Here is a 14,613-nt window from a genome sequence, read left to right on the forward strand (position 1 = left end):
ATCTAATTGTCAAGTTTCTTCTTTCCAAGTGATGAGATGTATGGAATTTCTGAACCAGCCTCAAGTTTTGAAGCTTTATCTTCACCAATATTCATCTCAAACATCTCAAAGTCCTTGACATCCATTAACTGGACTGTGTCGCCTGCTATTGATATGACCTGCGCGCTTCTTCTCTCTACAATCGGGACGTAGGTCTTTGCTGAAACCGGCTGAACGATTGATCTCTTTACGCCGTCAAATATTCCCATTGCATCAATTCTTGACTTTGCAGCACCGTGTTTTCCGGGTTTTGAGGTGGCTATTGAGAGAATTTTACATGGTTCCTCTTCAATTACAACGTAGCGGCCTTCTTTTAATTTTCCAATTTCTGTCTGTTCTTTCATGATGATCAAACTCTATATATTATATCTAAATCACCTTAAATAAAATCAACGAAAAAAGAAAGGTTGGTTACAGGATGCAGAAAGATTTTAAAAAACACTGTGAGGAGATGTCACAGAGGGTAATTGACGGTATTTCCGGGATTGCAGGTACCCGTGAGGGCGCAGGAATTGTCTGTCAGGGTGCTGACGGCACGCCGACAAAACTTATCGACAAAATCGCGGAAGATATTATATTTAATTATATACGGGAGAATAACCTCTGCCGTTATGCGATCAGCGAGGAGGCCGGAATATATGATTTTGGTTCAGGTGAGGGCCGGATTTTTCTTGATCCGGTTGACGGGACGCACAATGCACTGACCGGAAACCCGTTTTATGCTCTCTCTGTTGCCTATGAGTATGAAGGAGAGATTACACATGCATTTGTGAAGGATCTCGCACATGGCGAACTGTTTTATGCCTCTGAAGAGACTGGTGCTGAGGTGGACGGGGAGAAAGTATCTGTATCTGATACTGATCTCCTGGAGAAGGCAACACTCAGCGTCTATGGTAAGAAATTTGATCCGACAACCATACAGAAACTCGGCAAAAAGATAAGGCGGTGGAGGCTGTACGGTGCATCAGCCCTTGAACTCTGCTATGTCGGTGCGGGCCGGCTTGACGGGTTTGTTGATGTCAGGGATACATTAAGGGTCACTGATGCCGCGGCCGGCATGTTTTTCTGTAAATGTGCAGGTGGTGTTGTTACTGACCGGACGGGCGGGCCGGTTAATTTTTCTGATGATGTATCGGACGGGCGCTGCCTTGTTGCGACAAACGGATGTATTCATAGTAAGGTTATCGAATATCTCAGGTGAGAGTAGAAGGGCTGTTAGGTTTTGCATATGAAATTTGGAATTGTATCGCGTCCGGACAATAAGGATGTTTTAGAGTATGCAAAGGAATTTGGTGAATTCATATCCAAAAGAGGGCATGAGGTAATATTTGAGAAGAAGACGGCGGATGCACTCGGCATTGAAGGTGGGGTTCTCTTCTCCGGAATTGATACTGATATTATAGTTGTTATCGGAGGGGATGGTTCTGTTCTTCGGTGTGTCCGGGAGATAAGCAGGCAGATTCCTCTTCTCTGTATCAATAAGGGCCATGTGGGATTTTTATCTGAACTTGAGCCTGATGAGGCAAGGGAGCAGTTTGAGAAGATTGAATCCGGAAATTACACTCTTGAGGAGCGGATGAGGCTTTCAGTGAAGGTTGACGGTTATAATGTCGGTGATGCACTCAATGAGGCTGTCATTGTCACATCGCGTCCTGCCAAAATTCTTGAGTTTACAATAAATGTGGATCATGTTCCGGCTGAGCGGTTCAGGGCGGACGGTGTTCTGATAAGCACGCCTACAGGTTCCACAGGTTATGCAATGAGTGCCGGCGGGCCTATTGTTGATCCCTTTATTGAATGTTTTCTGGTAGTGCCGCTGGCACCGTACCATCTCTCGTCAAGGCCGCATCTCATCAGCATTGAGCGAAGGGTTGGTGTTGAGCTTGACAGCCCCAAGCCGGCTGATCTTGTTATTGACGGTGAGCTTATTATGGAACTGTACAACGGCAATGTTGTTACGGTTGAGAAATCTGAGAATCCGGCATTATTCATCAACCTCGGCAAAAATTTCTTTGCAAAAGTTGACAGCAAACTGAAGAGTGTGTGATTTTTAATCTATTTTTCTGGAATATTTTGGTTGTTTCATTTTCAGAGTAGTAGGCTATTTAACTGCACCATGGGACCTGCCATCCTTAATGCTGAATTTTTTTGTTCCTGTCAGTAGAGTAAATCTGCTCATAATTTTCTGATGGTTATTCTGCAATACCTTCTCCCGTTTGTTCTGACAATTTGTAAAAGGCTTATCAGTTCTGCAGATCAATTCTTTAAACAGGAGGTTTGTGGAAATTGCAGGTTTCAATGAAGCTTGAGGTCAGGGATCTGCCGGGGCAGCTCCTTGAAGCCTTAAAACCAATATCGGAAGTTGGCGGAAATATAAAGTCGGTGATACATAAACGTGATCCGCTGTCTGAAAACGGAACTCTTGACGTTCAGATCCAGCTTGAACTTCCGGAAGGAAAGCTCGATGAGATGCTTGATCTTATTAAGAGAAGTAATGTGAATATTCTGAGGGTTGGTGAGGAGCAGCACCTGATAAGAAAGTCCTTCATTCTTATAGGTCATCTCCTGCATACTGATCTCAGTGACACTGTGCAGAAGATTGATGATACCGGATTTGCAGAAGTGGGTGAACTGTCAATGGTTATGCCGGCGATAAACGAGCCGACATCTGCGAAGATGACAATAAAATCCGACAGCCTGAAGGATATTGACCGTGCCCTCGATATTCTGCGTGATATTGCAGTGAAGAAGGATATTCTGATAATAGAACCACTGGAGGATTTTTAATGAAGATTGCAATAATCGGTTTTGGCTCTGTTGGTAAGGGAATTGCTTCAATAATCAGGGATAAAGGTCTTGGTATTACAGTAACCGCTATTGCCGACTCAAAGAGTGCTGCAATAGATAATGATGGCCTTGATATTCAGTCAGTCTTCACTGCAAAGGAGAATTCCGGAATATGCGGGAAGATCGGGCTGACCCCTGATGATGTCATATCGGATGCTGATTTTGATGTATTAATTGAGGTTACACCTACAGATGCAGAGACCGGAGAGCCTGCACTTGGCTATATACGAAGGGCACTTTCGTCAGGCAGGCACGTCATCACATCCAATAAAGGGCCGGTTGCACTGAAATATCCGGAACTGAAGGCTCTTGCGGATGAAAACGGTGTTGAGTTCAGGTTTGAGGCAACGGTATGCGGTGCAATTCCAATTATATTCTCGCTGCAAAACGGCCTTGCCGGCAATAAAATAAAAAGAATATATGGTGTCTTCAACGGGACATGCAATTATATCCTGACAAGAATGGCTGATGAAAAGCTCACATACAGTCAGGCACTGCTTGAGGCAAGGGAACTTGGATATGCCGAAGCTGATCCCACCTATGATGTCATGGGCATAGATGCGGCGATAAAGCTGGTAATTCTTGCAAATACGGTTCTTGGGTATGAAAAAACCCTTGAGGATGTTGAAATTGTCGGGATAAATATGATAACGTCAGAATCCCTTCAGCTTGCAGGTGAGGATGATCTGACCATACGTCTGATTGGTGAGATTGACTGCGAAAAAGAGATGTTAAGAGTCATGCCGCGTGTTCTTCCGAAGAACCACACTCTTGTGGTTCAGGATACCCTTAATGCAGTTACTGCGGAGACGGATCTTGCAGGGGAGGTTACATTAATCGGGCGTGGTGCAGGCTCTGTAGAGACCGCAAGCGCAATTATTGCGGATCTGCTCTTCATCAGGAAATTAAATGGCCGGTGTGCTTGAGAAGAGGCGTGAGCTTCTTGGGTTTATGAGGGATCTTACCCTCGAAAAAGGATTTTTTACAGTAAATGATATTGCCGGAACTTCAGGCATTCCACGAAGCACTGTGCAGGACTGGGTAAACCGTCTTGCCGGTGAAAAGTGCATTATTTTAAAGGAGGAGAAGAGGGGCAGAGTTCCGGCGAGGTATGTGACCACCGGAACTATGCTTCAGTCGGCATGCAAGAGGATTTTCACAACTGTTGACGGGGATAAGGTTCTGATATTTCATGAGTGCAGAAGCGGCGGCTGTGCGGCATTCTGCCGGCATCATCATGATCTTGCGGGAGGTGGAATCTCAAGGGCGACAAGGGAGGGGACACTGCTCGTTGAGTACGCATCTGTTGCGGAGCATAAGGATGATATGAGGAGAATCGGCCTTTTTCCTGATCCTGCTGTAGGTATTGCCGATGTCAGAAGGTCAGGTGATAATGGTGAGTATATCATTCAGATTATCCGCTGCATTGGCGGGCCGGCTTATTCCCTTACAGATATGATGAGCCTTGCAGAGGGTGTTGTTGATGTTAAGACCAGAAGGATAGAGGGCAGTGTTGTTGAGGGTGAGGTGACGACAAAGGCGCTCAGCCATCTGATAATAGGTATTGATGACACCGATACAGAAGAGGGCGGTGCAACCTTTGCCCTTGCTCTTGGTCTGCTCCAGTACCTGCAGAAGATTAAAGGGGTCATTCCCATAGCCCACCGTGTGGTTATGCTTAAGCCTGACCCTTCTATCTGCACTGCGGGGAATTCATGCAGTTATATTGAACTTGCAGTTGATCCGACTGTTTTTTCCCATGTTAAGGAGCTTGCACTCCGGTTTGTTGAGGATGAGTCATTATCTGAGAACTGGGGTGTTGCGTTCAAATGCGGCTTTGAGATCAGTGATGATCTAAGGAAATTTGGCCGGCTTTCAAGGACTGAGATTCTGGATGAGGTTTTTGCCCGGAATGTTGCAAAGGATAACAGAATGACTCTTCATGGCGGCAGGGGCATTATCGGGGCACTTGCAGCAATAACTTTCCGTGGACTTTCCAATGATATTCAGTTAAATCCGTATGCTGAATATGATGCCTGAACTGTCTGTAATTCAGAACCGTTTGATTAATCAGTTATCTAAGTTGATATTAATATCAGGATAACTATGACAGAGAGAAAATTTTTGGTATATTTACTCCCGGCTCTTCTGCTGGTTTTTGCATGTGTGCTGGTGTCCGGATGTACTGGCGCTGATCAGGCAGGTAATGGCCAGTTAAGCGTTTCAGATGGAAAGACTTCACAGGTTGCAGCACAGGCGGGGGATAAGGTGTCTGTATATTATAAAGGAACACTTGATGACGGTGAGATCTTTGATCAGTCTAAGGAAGGAATCCCTCTGGTATTCGTTCTTGGTTCAGGCCGTATGATCGAGGGTTTTGATGCTGCTGTTTTTGGCATGAAACCCGGAGAGTCAAAGACTGTAACACTTACTCCTGATATAGCATATGGCGAGTACAATGAGGGCCTTCTCTTTCCGGCTAACAGATCATCCTTCCCTGAAGGAGAGGAACCTGAAGTCGGCCAGCAGTTTTATATCTCCGATAATTCCGGCATGCAGTATCCGGTTACAATTGTAGATATTACAGAGGATGAGATTATTCTCGATGCAAATCATCATCTTGCAGGTGAGAACCTGACCTTTGAAATAACACTTGAGTCGGTTGAGAGATAAATTCAAAATTCATCTATTTTTTTATACCTTTTTAGGCAGAGTTCCACAGGCGCTTCTGTTATATATCTGACTGACCTAAGATAGTGGGATGCCAGGGGCAGAGAAAGGAGACCTTTTACTTGTTCATTTTACGAGCAGGACATCGGAAGGCGAAATATTTGAATCATCTCTTGAGGGCGATCCCCAGGAGGTGCGGCTTGGTGAGGGCAAAATAAATCCCGCATTTGAGGAGGCTCTTACAGGCATGAAACCCGGAGATAAGAAAACAGTTACTCTTCCGGCTGAGAAGGCATACGGGAATTACAAGAGCAGGCTCGTCTTCCGGATGAAAAAGAAGCATCTCAATCTTGTGGGAGATCCTGAAAAGGGTGATATGGTAAACATCACACTTCCAAACGGCAAAAAGGCTTTTGTGGAAGTGGTTGAGTCGTCAGGTAAATACCTGAAGGTGGACGGCAATCATCCTATGGCGGGCGAGGATATGGAGTATGAAATTATGCTTGTGGATATACTTCCGGCTGAGAAGATCTGAGCTATGATCCATATGTCTAAGCTGATTATCTGAGTTTTGACCTGGATATATCTATAGGTTTTGCTGTAGGTTTATCCGGAATTTACTATTTTTTGTGGGTATTATTTCTCTATCTTTATCAGTTTTCTCCTCAAATAATAATGAACTGACTGAGTACAATGCCGGAAAAAAATTATGTCACAGACCGGAAGGGGAGGGAGTTTGAGATCTACGATCCTCCTTTTTACAGACCGGAATTCAATAGAGCACACAGGTATATTATTGACGAATATAGGGTGGAAGGGAAGGATATTGCAATATTTATCCCATGTGCGCTTAGAAAACCCTACAGTGAAAGTCCGAGCCACAGGCTTTTTCAGGGAATAATTGACGGTGTTTTAGAACCGGAACAGTATCATAAGGTCATCTTTGGTTCATGCGGGGTTGTTCCGTCAGAGCTTGAACTGATGTATCCGTTTGCCAATTATCATTACATGCTTGGGAAGTGCACTGATGATAAGGTGAAGCAGGACTTTCATGAGATTGAAGTTGGAAAACTTCTGGAATATTTTGATAAGACAAAGGATACTTACCGGATAAGAATTGCCTACTGCATAGGTCCTTTCAGGAAGGCGATGGTTGAAGCCTGCCGGATCTCCGGGACGGAAATGCACCTTCTGCCGTCTGATCCGATGATTGATAAAATGTATGATATTGACTGCCCTTTTCCGGAAGGGAGTCTTTCAATGCAGGAGTATATTGATGAGTTCAGATCCGGCCTGGAGATGGTGAGGGATGAGGTTTATTCCCTGAAATCTCACTGATCTTCTTCAAGCTTTTTTCTTAGAGCAGTTATTTTATCCCTCAGCATTATCGCCCGTTCGAATTCAAGTGATTCTGCTGCGATATTCATGTCAGCTTCAAGTTCAATGATGACATTTGGTATCTCTGAGTTTGGTATATGTTTTATATCCGTAATTTCAGTCTCTTTCTCTTTTACAGGCTTAATGATGGTTTTAGGTGTGATACCATGCTTGTTATTGAATGCTATCTGCATTTCCCTTCTTCTCTTAGTCTCATTAAGTGCTTTCTTCATTGAGTCCGTTAATTTATCGGCGTACAGAACAACATGGGCATTGACATTTCTTGCTGCACGTCCTATTATCTGAATCAGGCTCCTTGCATCCCGTAAAAATCCTTCCTTGTCAGCGTCAAGTATCCCGATAAATCCGACTTCCGGAATGTCAAGACCTTCTCTGAGGAGGTTTATTCCGACAAGGACATCAAAACGTCCGAGGCGCAACTGCCTTATTATCTCGGTTCTCTCAATGGTTTTTATGTCTGAATGAAGGTATCTCGTCTTGATGCCCTTTGATGCCAGAAATTCGGAGAGTTCCTCAGCAAGCCTTTTGGTGAGGGTTGTGATGAGCACCCGGTCCCCTTCTTCAATGGTCTTTTTAATCTCAGAGAGGAGATCATTCATCTGCCCTTCAATAGGCCTCACTTCAACTTCAGGATCAGTAAGACCTGTCGGCCTGATGATCTGTTCCACAACATCGGCAGAATGCTCCTTTTCATAATCTCCCGGAGTTGCGGATACAAAGATGATATTTCTCATATACTCCTCAAATTCACCGAATACGAGCGGCCGGTTGTCAAAAGCAGAAGGAAGCCTGAATCCGTAGTCCACAAGCGGCACTTTTCTTGACCGGTCGCCGTTGTACATGCCTCTCACCTGCGGGAGGGTCTGGTGGCTCTCGTCAATGACCATCAGGAAGTCATCCGGAAAATAGTCGAGGAGGCAGAATGGTTTCTCGCCGGGATTTCTCTTATCAAAAAACCGTGAATAATTTTCAATGCCTTTGCATGACCCTGTCTCTTCGATCATCTCAATATCAAAGAGGGTTCTCTGCTTTAAGCGGTGTGCTTCAATTGCGCCGAGTTTGGGTAGCTGCTCTTCAAGTTCAGCCCTTATCTTTTTAATGGCATCTTCCTTCTCCTCTTCCGGAATTACGTAATGCCTTGCAGGATAGATGAAGAAATACTTCATTGATTCTGTTCTTTCACCGGTGTTTCTGTCAATCTCAGATATTCTCTCAATTTCGTCCCCGAAAAATTCTATCCTGATTATATTGTTGAAATATCCGGGGATGAGATCTATGGTGTCTCCCCTGACCCTGAACCGTCCCGGAGCAGGTTCGGTGTCATTTCTCTCATAGAGAATGTCCACAAGTCTGCCGAGAAGTTCATTTCTCCTGATACGGTCCCCGGTTTTGATCTCAAAACCGAGTTTCTGAAAATTCTCAGGATTGCCAAGACCATAGATGCATGAAACTGAGGCGACAACTATGACATCATCCCTTGAGAGAAGTGATGCCGTTGTTGCAAGCCTCATCTGCTCAATTTTTGGATTTATCTGTGCATCCTTCTCGATATACTGGTCTTTCTTTGGTATGTATGATTCCGGCTGGTAATAATCATAATAAGACACGAAATATTCAACCCGGTTCTCCGGGAAAAATTCCTTAAATTCGTTATATAACTGTGCTGCGAGTGTCTTGTTGTGTGCAAATACAAGTGTCGGCTTCTGCACCTTCTCAATCACATTTGCGATGGTGAAGGTCTTTCCTGATCCGGTTACACCGAGAAGAGTCTGACATCTCTCTTTTTTGTCAATGCCTTCAGTTAATTTATTGATAGCTTCCGGCTGTGAACCGGCGGGTCTGTAATCCGAAACAAGCCTGAATTTATCTTTCTCTTTTTCTTTCTCTTTTGTCATATCCGGCATACCTGTGTATAATTATGTCATTTTATTGCACTGAGAAGACTGAGATCACGTTTAAAGGAAGGGTTGGGAGTCATACGAGGTTTTATTCCATTTGCTGGGCGCTGTTTTGCATTTTGTGCTAAATCCGGTATTGTGAGAGTTTTCCTGTTTTTGATTATCTTTCAGATATTATTTTTTTTATTTCCGGGAGGTCTTCTTTGACTGTTAACCAGACAATTTCGATATTGACTCCAAAATAAGCATGAATGAGTTTATCACGCATGCCTGCCAGTTCTTTCCAGGGGACTTTAGGGTATTTTTCCTTATTTTCCGGTGGTATTTTTTTAACAGCCTCACCGATAATTTCAAGTCCTCTTATTACGGCAAACTGTGTTTTTTCGTCAAGGGCAAAGTCGTCCTCTGTTGTGTCCCCTACAAATGATTCGATCTTTTCAATTGCTGTGATGATATCGTTGAAATAGTCATCAGCAATTCTGTTTTTTCTCATGCAAAGATCGCCTCGCTTAGTACTTCTTTTCCGATATTTGTTTTTAGCGAGTTTTTTACGACCAGATCTACCTTTATCCCATGCAGGCAATGTGACAGGTAATCTTCAAGTCTCATGAATTTAATAAATCCGGGAATCTCTGAAAATGAGACCAGTATATCTATGTCACTTTCATTGTCTTCTTCCCCGCGTACATATGATCCAAAGAGACCTATTTCAGATATTTTAAATTCCTCTTTAAGGTAAGTCATCTCTTTTTTTAATATTGAGATTATTTCATCCCTGTCCGGCAGTGTGTGAGGTTCATCTGTTTTGGTCATAGTTGTTCTTATATGGGTTATTAACAGCTTTAATTATATAATTTCCTTCTTCCTGTTCTACTGGGGGGAATGAGTCTGTACGGGTGTATAGTTATGGGATTTTCAGTTTAATTCTCACCAAAAGCCTCTTTCTTCCTCAGGAGCCGGTTGTATTCTATCGCAAACCTGTGTGCCTCGTCCCTGATCTCCTGAATGAGAAATGAAGCCGGATCATTCTTCTTAACCGGAAGCGGAGCTGATAGTCCGGGCACGAATATCTCTTCTTCACGTTTAGCAACCGAAATTATGGGTATTTTCAGGTTAAGGTCTTTGAGAACCGCTGCTGCGGATGAGAGCTGGCCCTTACCGCCGTCAATGATTATAAGATCGGGCATCAGAGAGTTGTCTCCGTTCTCTTCACTCTTCCTGTTCTCACTGCTTTCCCTCTGCAACCTTGAATATCTTCTTCTGACAACCTCGGCAATTGCTGCAAAATCGTCAATGCCTTCCACCGTCTTAATTTTAAACCGCCTGTAGTTTCTCTTGTCCGGTCTGCCGTACCTGAACTGCACCATTGACCCCGTCATAGCAGTGCCGGAGAGGTGGGATATATCAAAGCACTCGATGACATCCGGATTTTCAGGCAGGTGAAGGCGTTTTTTCAGTGCCTCAACATTCTTCTCACCCCTGAAGAAGACTGACTCGATATTCTTTGCAACAAGGTCAAGGAGATTTTTCTTATCACCCTTCTGCGGGACTGTCAGTTTAACCTTTCTGCCCCGCATATCTGAGAGGAAGTCCTCAAGTGACGGGTCAGGAATTTCCGGAAGGATAATCTCGGACGGAATTTCATTCTCAGAATAATACTGCACAATAAATTCTTCAAATGTCTCTTTATTCCCGTCAAAGACAAACTCCTGCTTGTCCCCAAGTGTGCCCTTGTAAACCGAAAAGAGCATGATATAAATGACACCTTCTCTTAGAGTGTAATTTATTACATCCTCATCTCTGTCCTTCTTCCGGTCAGCAAACTGCTTCTCAGAGAGATTTTTAATCGCCGATATGGTATCCCTCATCTCAAGTGCCTCTTCAAATTCCTGCCTTTGAGAGTGTGATTTCATCTTTTCTTCAAGATTCAGGAGAACATCTTTTGTATGCCCTCTCAGGATTGATTCGGCATTTCTGATTCTTTCGTTGTAATTTTCTTCAGATATCGCACCTGTGCAGGGGGCACTGCATGATCCGATATGATATCTCAGGCATGCACGTTTCGGCATTCTCCTGCATGACCTGAGTCCGAAAATCTTTCTGAGGGCAGAGAGGATATAATCCCTCTCCCTGGCAGATACAAACGGGCCGAAAAATTCCCCTCTTCCGGTCTTCTTTCTTGCAATGCCTATTGCCGGGAATTTATCATCGCTGATACGGATATATGCGTAATTTTTGGAATCCCTAAGATCAATATTGTATTTTGGTTTATATCTCTTGATTAGGTTATTCTCAAGAATCAGCGCTTCAACCTCGGTTCCGGTGACGATATAGTCAAAGTCCTCGGCAACTTTCAGCATTGCCCCGGTCTTTGGGTCATGGTGGCTTTTGGAAAAATAAGATGATACCCTCTTCTTCAGGTTCTTTGCCTTGCCCACATATACGACATTTCCGTCTCTGTCTTTGTACATGTAGCATCCGGGATCTTCCGGAAGAGTCGCTGTATCCATAATATTCTCATTCCTGCTTATATGGCCCTGTAAACTGTACTGGTTATATGGCCGTACTGATTGTATTGCTATGGTATTTTTGTGTCATCTGTATATTTGTCTGATCTTTTCAGTATCTGTTGTCAGTTGAGCATCTTTGCAAGAAACTGTCCGGTGTAGCTTGCCGGAGATGCAGCAACCTCTTCAGGAGTTCCGGAGGCTATGATCTCACCACCCTTCTCACCACCCTCAGGGCCGAGATCTATTATATGATCTGCTGATTTGATGACATCAAGATTGTGCTCAATTACCACAACTGTATTTCCCTTCTCAACAAGGCTGTCAAGAACGGATATCAGCTTTTTGACATCATGGAAGTGAAGCCCGGTTGTCGGTTCATCAAGAAGATAGACTGTATTTCCGGTGGCCTTCTTTGATAATTCCCTTGTGAGTTTAATCCTCTGTGCTTCGCCGCCGGAGAGTGTGGTTGAACTCTGGCCGAGTTTTATATATCCAAGGCCCACCCTGCATAATGTTTCAAGCTTTGACCTGACTGTGGGGACATTCTCAAAGATATAGTATGCCTCCTCAACAGTCATATCAAGGACATCTGCAATTGATTTATCCTTGTATTTAACTTCAAGTGTCTCTGCATTGAATCTTCTGCCTTTGCACTCCTCACATTCGACATATACGTCCGGCAGGAAATTCATCTCAATTTTAATCAGGCCCTCACCGCCGCAGGCTTCACATCTCCCGCCTTTCACATTAAAGGAGAATCTTCCCGGTTTATAACCCCTGATCTTTGCCTCCTTTGTCTCTGCAAAGATCTTTCTGATCTCGTCAAAGACCTTGGTGTATGTCGCCGGATTTGACCGTGGTGTTCTTCCGATAGGACTCTGGTCGATGACTATGACTTTGTCCACCGGAATGTCAGATTCAAGGGTATCATAATCTCCCGGACTGGTCTTTGATTTATATACCTCCTTCATCAGAGCCCTGTAAAGGGTGTCATATATCAGGGTTGATTTCCCTGAACCCGATACTCCGGTGACTACAGTCAGAAGTCCGGCAGGGATGGCGGCACTGACATCTTTTAAATTGTTCTGCCTGCACCCGTTTATCCGGATGAAGGATTCTGCTTTTCTTCTTTTTGCAGGTGTATCTATCTTCTCCTTTCCGGAGAGGTACAGTCCGGTAAGGGACTCCGGATTATTTTCAATATCCATCGGAGTTCCTTTTGCTATTACATCTCCCCCGTGGACACCTGCACCCGGCCCCATGTCTATGACATAATCCGCATTTCTGATTGTATCCTCATCATGCTCCACGACAACAAGAGTGTTGCCGAGATCACGCAGGCGGTGCAGAGTTTCAATCAGTTTATGGTTGTCCCTCTGGTGAAGGCCGATTGAAGGTTCATCAAGGACGTACAGAACTCCGGTAAGGTTTGATCCGATCTGGGTTGCAAGCCGGATTCTCTGTGCCTCTCCGCCGGAGAGTGTGCCTGCATTTCTTGATAGAGTAAGATAGCCAAGGCCCACCTGTTCGAGGAAACGAAGTCTTGAATTGATCTCCTTTAGTACCTGTTTTGCGATCTCCTGCTCTTTATCAGTCAGTTCAAGGCCGCTGAAAAATTCAATGGCGCGGCTGATAGAAAGATCGGTTACATCCGCAATTGTCCTTCCGCCTGTCCGGACAGCAAGAACTGAAGGCTTAAGCCTCTTTCCGTCACATTTCGGGCACTTTGAGATCTTCATGAATTTCTCAAGCTCTTTTCTCCGGTACTCCGACTTGGTCTGTGAGTACAGCCGTTCAGCCTGAGGCAGAAGACCCTCCCATGAACCGTTGTGTGACCAGTGCGCTTCTCCCCCTTTCATCTTCATATCAAACCGGATCTTCTCATTCGATCCATGCATGAGTGCTCCGTACTGTTTATCTGTCAGGTCTTTTATCGGCGTGAAGACATCAAAGCCGTAATGGGCTGCAACAGCAGCAAGATACTGACTTCTGTATCCGTCAAGGAAGTTTCTGTATGTCGCAACCGCACCATCGGCTATTGATCTGTTCTTATCCGGAATTATGAGGTCAGGGTCAAAGTCCATCTTTATGCCAAGTCCGTTGCATTCTCCGCAGGCGCCAAAGGGGCTGTTAAATGAGAACATTCTCGGCTGAAGCTCTTCAAATGAAAATCCGCATACAGGACATGCCATCTTTGAGGAGTAAATCTTTTCAGAGATCTCTTCTGAATTATCTCTGCCTGAACCACCGGCATCATCCGGATTTTCATTTTTATGCCTCTCTTCAGCTTCTTCTTCCCCTGATAACTTATCTTCAGCCGAAATTCCGGTGACGAAAACAAGACCGTCAGATTTCTTTATTGCAGTCTCAACTGCCTCGACAAGCCTTGATCTCTCTTCTGAAGGGTCAAGCCTGTCAATGACAATCTCAATGTCATGCTTTACATATCGTTCGAGAGTGATCTCCTCATCAGTCCTGATGATCTCACCATCAACCCGGACTCTGGTGAAGCCTTCTGAGTCGAGATCCTTTAACAGCTGCTGGTATGTGCCTTTCTTCTGCCTCACAACCGGAGCAAGTACTGTTACCATCCCTTTAAAATCCTCAGATACTGCATCAGAGATCTTTTCAGGTGTCCTTGATTCTATTCTGATGTTATGCTCCGGGCAGTATGGTGTTCCGATTCTTGCGAAGAGAAGCCTGAGATAATCGTATATCTCCGTTACTGTTCCGACAGTACTTCTCGGGTTTTTTGATGTTGTCTTCTGCTCTATTGATATTGCCGGGGAGAGGCCGTCTATTGAGTCAACATCCGGCTTGTTCATTAAGCCTAAGAACTGTCTCGCATAGGCTGAGAGCGATTCAACATATCTTCTCTGCCCTTCTGCATATATTGTATCGAAAGCAAGGGTGGATTTGCCTGAACCTGAAACTCCGGTTATGACGACAAATCTGTCACGCGGGATTTCAACACTGATATTTTTCAGGTTGTGCTCTCTTGCTCCCTTTATTGTAATATTTTTCATTTCCCTGTATCAGAAGAGTTTTGGATCTTATTATAAATGAGGATTCAGGCATGCGGGGTGAAAGTAAAAACTCTGTATTATTTCTTTAATATTGGTATTTGGGCAGGAATTGGGGTCTGAATTGTGTGGTCATTCATTTTGATGCGTTAATTCCGGCAATGTTACTGCATATGCCTGATCCGATAGTGAGATATTTTTCTGGATGATAAATAATCCGGGGTTTTT

General features: G+C 44.3%; 14 protein-coding genes. 8 read left to right on the plus strand and 6 right to left on the minus strand.

Annotated elements, in window-relative coordinates; all coding sequences use genetic code 11:
- Positions 1-2 precede the first annotated feature (2 nt).
- On the minus strand, positions 3-383 hold the full coding sequence (locus L6E24_RS13960; RefSeq protein ID WP_257742560.1) for a translation initiation factor IF-5A: 381 nt from the start codon (positions 381-383) through the stop codon (positions 3-5).
- Between the two features lie 74 nt (positions 384-457).
- Here L6E24_RS13960 and L6E24_RS13965 point away from each other — a divergent pair, with 74 nt between their 5' ends.
- The 8 genes from L6E24_RS13965 to L6E24_RS14000 all read left to right on the plus strand — a co-directional run bounded on the left by L6E24_RS13965 (position 458) and on the right by L6E24_RS14000 (position 6,894).
- Positions 458-1,240, plus strand: coding sequence for a bifunctional fructose-bisphosphatase/inositol-phosphate phosphatase (locus L6E24_RS13965; RefSeq protein ID WP_257742561.1), 783 nt, complete (start codon positions 458-460; stop codon positions 1,238-1,240).
- Positions 1,241-1,267: 27 nt separating this feature from the next.
- A complete protein-coding gene (locus tag L6E24_RS13970) occupies positions 1,268-2,086 on the plus strand; it encodes an NAD(+)/NADH kinase (RefSeq protein ID WP_257742562.1) in 819 nt (272 codons plus the stop codon).
- A 251-nt stretch (positions 2,087-2,337) separates the two neighbouring features.
- The gene (locus L6E24_RS13975) at positions 2,338-2,826 is read left to right on the plus strand and encodes an amino acid-binding protein (RefSeq protein ID WP_257742563.1); all 489 of its coding nucleotides are present in this window, start codon (positions 2,338-2,340) and stop codon (positions 2,824-2,826) included.
- Entirely contained in the window at positions 2,826-3,812 is a 987-nt protein-coding gene (locus tag L6E24_RS13980; protein ID WP_257742564.1) for a homoserine dehydrogenase, read from the plus strand. Before L6E24_RS13975 ends, L6E24_RS13980 begins: the two co-directional genes overlap by 1 nt.
- On the plus strand, positions 3,796-4,926 hold the full coding sequence (locus tag L6E24_RS13985; protein ID WP_257742565.1) for a sugar-specific transcriptional regulator TrmB: 1,131 nt from the start codon (positions 3,796-3,798) through the stop codon (positions 4,924-4,926). Before L6E24_RS13980 ends, L6E24_RS13985 begins: the two co-directional genes overlap by 17 nt.
- 66 nt (positions 4,927-4,992) lie before the next feature.
- Positions 4,993-5,559: an FKBP-type peptidyl-prolyl cis-trans isomerase gene (locus tag L6E24_RS13990; RefSeq protein ID WP_257742566.1), complete on the plus strand. Its 567-nt coding sequence runs from the start codon at positions 4,993-4,995 to the stop codon at positions 5,557-5,559.
- A gap of 88 nt (positions 5,560-5,647) precedes the next feature.
- Positions 5,648-6,091: an FKBP-type peptidyl-prolyl cis-trans isomerase gene (locus tag L6E24_RS13995; protein ID WP_257742567.1), complete on the plus strand. Its 444-nt coding sequence runs from the start codon at positions 5,648-5,650 to the stop codon at positions 6,089-6,091.
- A 158-nt stretch (positions 6,092-6,249) separates the two neighbouring features.
- A complete protein-coding gene (locus L6E24_RS14000; protein ID WP_257742568.1) occupies positions 6,250-6,894 on the plus strand; it encodes a DUF5591 domain-containing protein in 645 nt (214 codons plus the stop codon).
- On the opposite strand, the gene uvrB is transcribed toward L6E24_RS14000, so the two are convergent.
- From uvrB to uvrA, 5 genes are all read right to left on the minus strand, one after another.
- Entirely contained in the window at positions 6,888-8,849 is a 1,962-nt protein-coding gene (gene uvrB / locus L6E24_RS14005; protein WP_257742569.1) for an excinuclease ABC subunit UvrB, read from the minus strand. The genes L6E24_RS14000 and uvrB overlap by 7 nt on opposite strands.
- A 163-nt stretch (positions 8,850-9,012) precedes the next feature.
- A complete protein-coding gene (locus L6E24_RS14010) occupies positions 9,013-9,345 on the minus strand; it encodes a HepT-like ribonuclease domain-containing protein (protein ID WP_257742570.1) in 333 nt (110 codons plus the stop codon).
- Positions 9,342-9,665 carry a nucleotidyltransferase family protein gene (locus tag L6E24_RS14015; protein ID WP_257742571.1) on the minus strand — a complete coding sequence of 108 codons (324 nt, stop codon included), beginning with the start codon at positions 9,663-9,665 and terminating at the stop codon, positions 9,342-9,344. The genes L6E24_RS14010 and L6E24_RS14015 overlap by 4 nt, the downstream gene beginning before the upstream one ends.
- A gap of 107 nt (positions 9,666-9,772) precedes the next feature.
- On the minus strand, positions 9,773-11,362 hold the full coding sequence (gene uvrC / locus L6E24_RS14020; protein WP_257742572.1) for an excinuclease ABC subunit UvrC: 1,590 nt from the start codon (positions 11,360-11,362) through the stop codon (positions 9,773-9,775).
- Positions 11,363-11,484: 122 nt separating this feature from the next.
- The gene (gene uvrA / locus L6E24_RS14025; protein WP_257742573.1) at positions 11,485-14,388 is read right to left on the minus strand and encodes an excinuclease ABC subunit UvrA; all 2,904 of its coding nucleotides are present in this window, start codon (positions 14,386-14,388) and stop codon (positions 11,485-11,487) included.
- Between the last annotated feature and the right edge of the window lie 225 nt (positions 14,389-14,613).

This window comes from Methanoplanus endosymbiosus (assembly GCF_024662215.1).
Lineage (GTDB): Archaea > Halobacteriota > Methanomicrobia > Methanomicrobiales > Methanomicrobiaceae > Methanoplanus > Methanoplanus endosymbiosus.

Bases quoted from the DNA above. Each gene is read 5' to 3' on its own strand.
- L6E24_RS13960 (WP_257742560.1), bottom strand. From the start codon at position 383: ATGAAAGAACAGACAGAAATTGGAAAATTAAAAGAAGGCCGCTACGTT.
- L6E24_RS13965 (WP_257742561.1), top strand. From the start codon at position 458: ATGCAGAAAGATTTTAAAAAACACTGTGAGGAGATGTCACAGAGGGTA.
- L6E24_RS13970 (WP_257742562.1), top strand. From the start codon at position 1,268: ATGAAATTTGGAATTGTATCGCGTCCGGACAATAAGGATGTTTTAGAG.
- L6E24_RS13975 (WP_257742563.1), top strand. From the start codon at position 2,338: ATGAAGCTTGAGGTCAGGGATCTGCCGGGGCAGCTCCTTGAAGCCTTA.
- L6E24_RS13980 (WP_257742564.1), top strand. From the start codon at position 2,826: ATGAAGATTGCAATAATCGGTTTTGGCTCTGTTGGTAAGGGAATTGCT.
- L6E24_RS13985 (WP_257742565.1), top strand. From the start codon at position 3,796: ATGGCCGGTGTGCTTGAGAAGAGGCGTGAGCTTCTTGGGTTTATGAGG.
- L6E24_RS13990 (WP_257742566.1), top strand. From the start codon at position 4,993: ATGACAGAGAGAAAATTTTTGGTATATTTACTCCCGGCTCTTCTGCTG.
- L6E24_RS13995 (WP_257742567.1), top strand. From the start codon at position 5,648: ATGCCAGGGGCAGAGAAAGGAGACCTTTTACTTGTTCATTTTACGAGC.
- L6E24_RS14000 (WP_257742568.1), top strand. From the start codon at position 6,250: ATGCCGGAAAAAAATTATGTCACAGACCGGAAGGGGAGGGAGTTTGAG.
- uvrB (WP_257742569.1), bottom strand. From the start codon at position 8,849: ATGACAAAAGAGAAAGAAAAAGAGAAAGATAAATTCAGGCTTGTTTCG.
- L6E24_RS14010 (WP_257742570.1), bottom strand. From the start codon at position 9,345: ATGAGAAAAAACAGAATTGCTGATGACTATTTCAACGATATCATCACA.
- L6E24_RS14015 (WP_257742571.1), bottom strand. From the start codon at position 9,665: ATGACCAAAACAGATGAACCTCACACACTGCCGGACAGGGATGAAATA.
- uvrC (WP_257742572.1), bottom strand. From the start codon at position 11,362: ATGGATACAGCGACTCTTCCGGAAGATCCCGGATGCTACATGTACAAA.
- uvrA (WP_257742573.1), bottom strand. From the start codon at position 14,388: ATGAAAAATATTACAATAAAGGGAGCAAGAGAGCACAACCTGAAAAAT.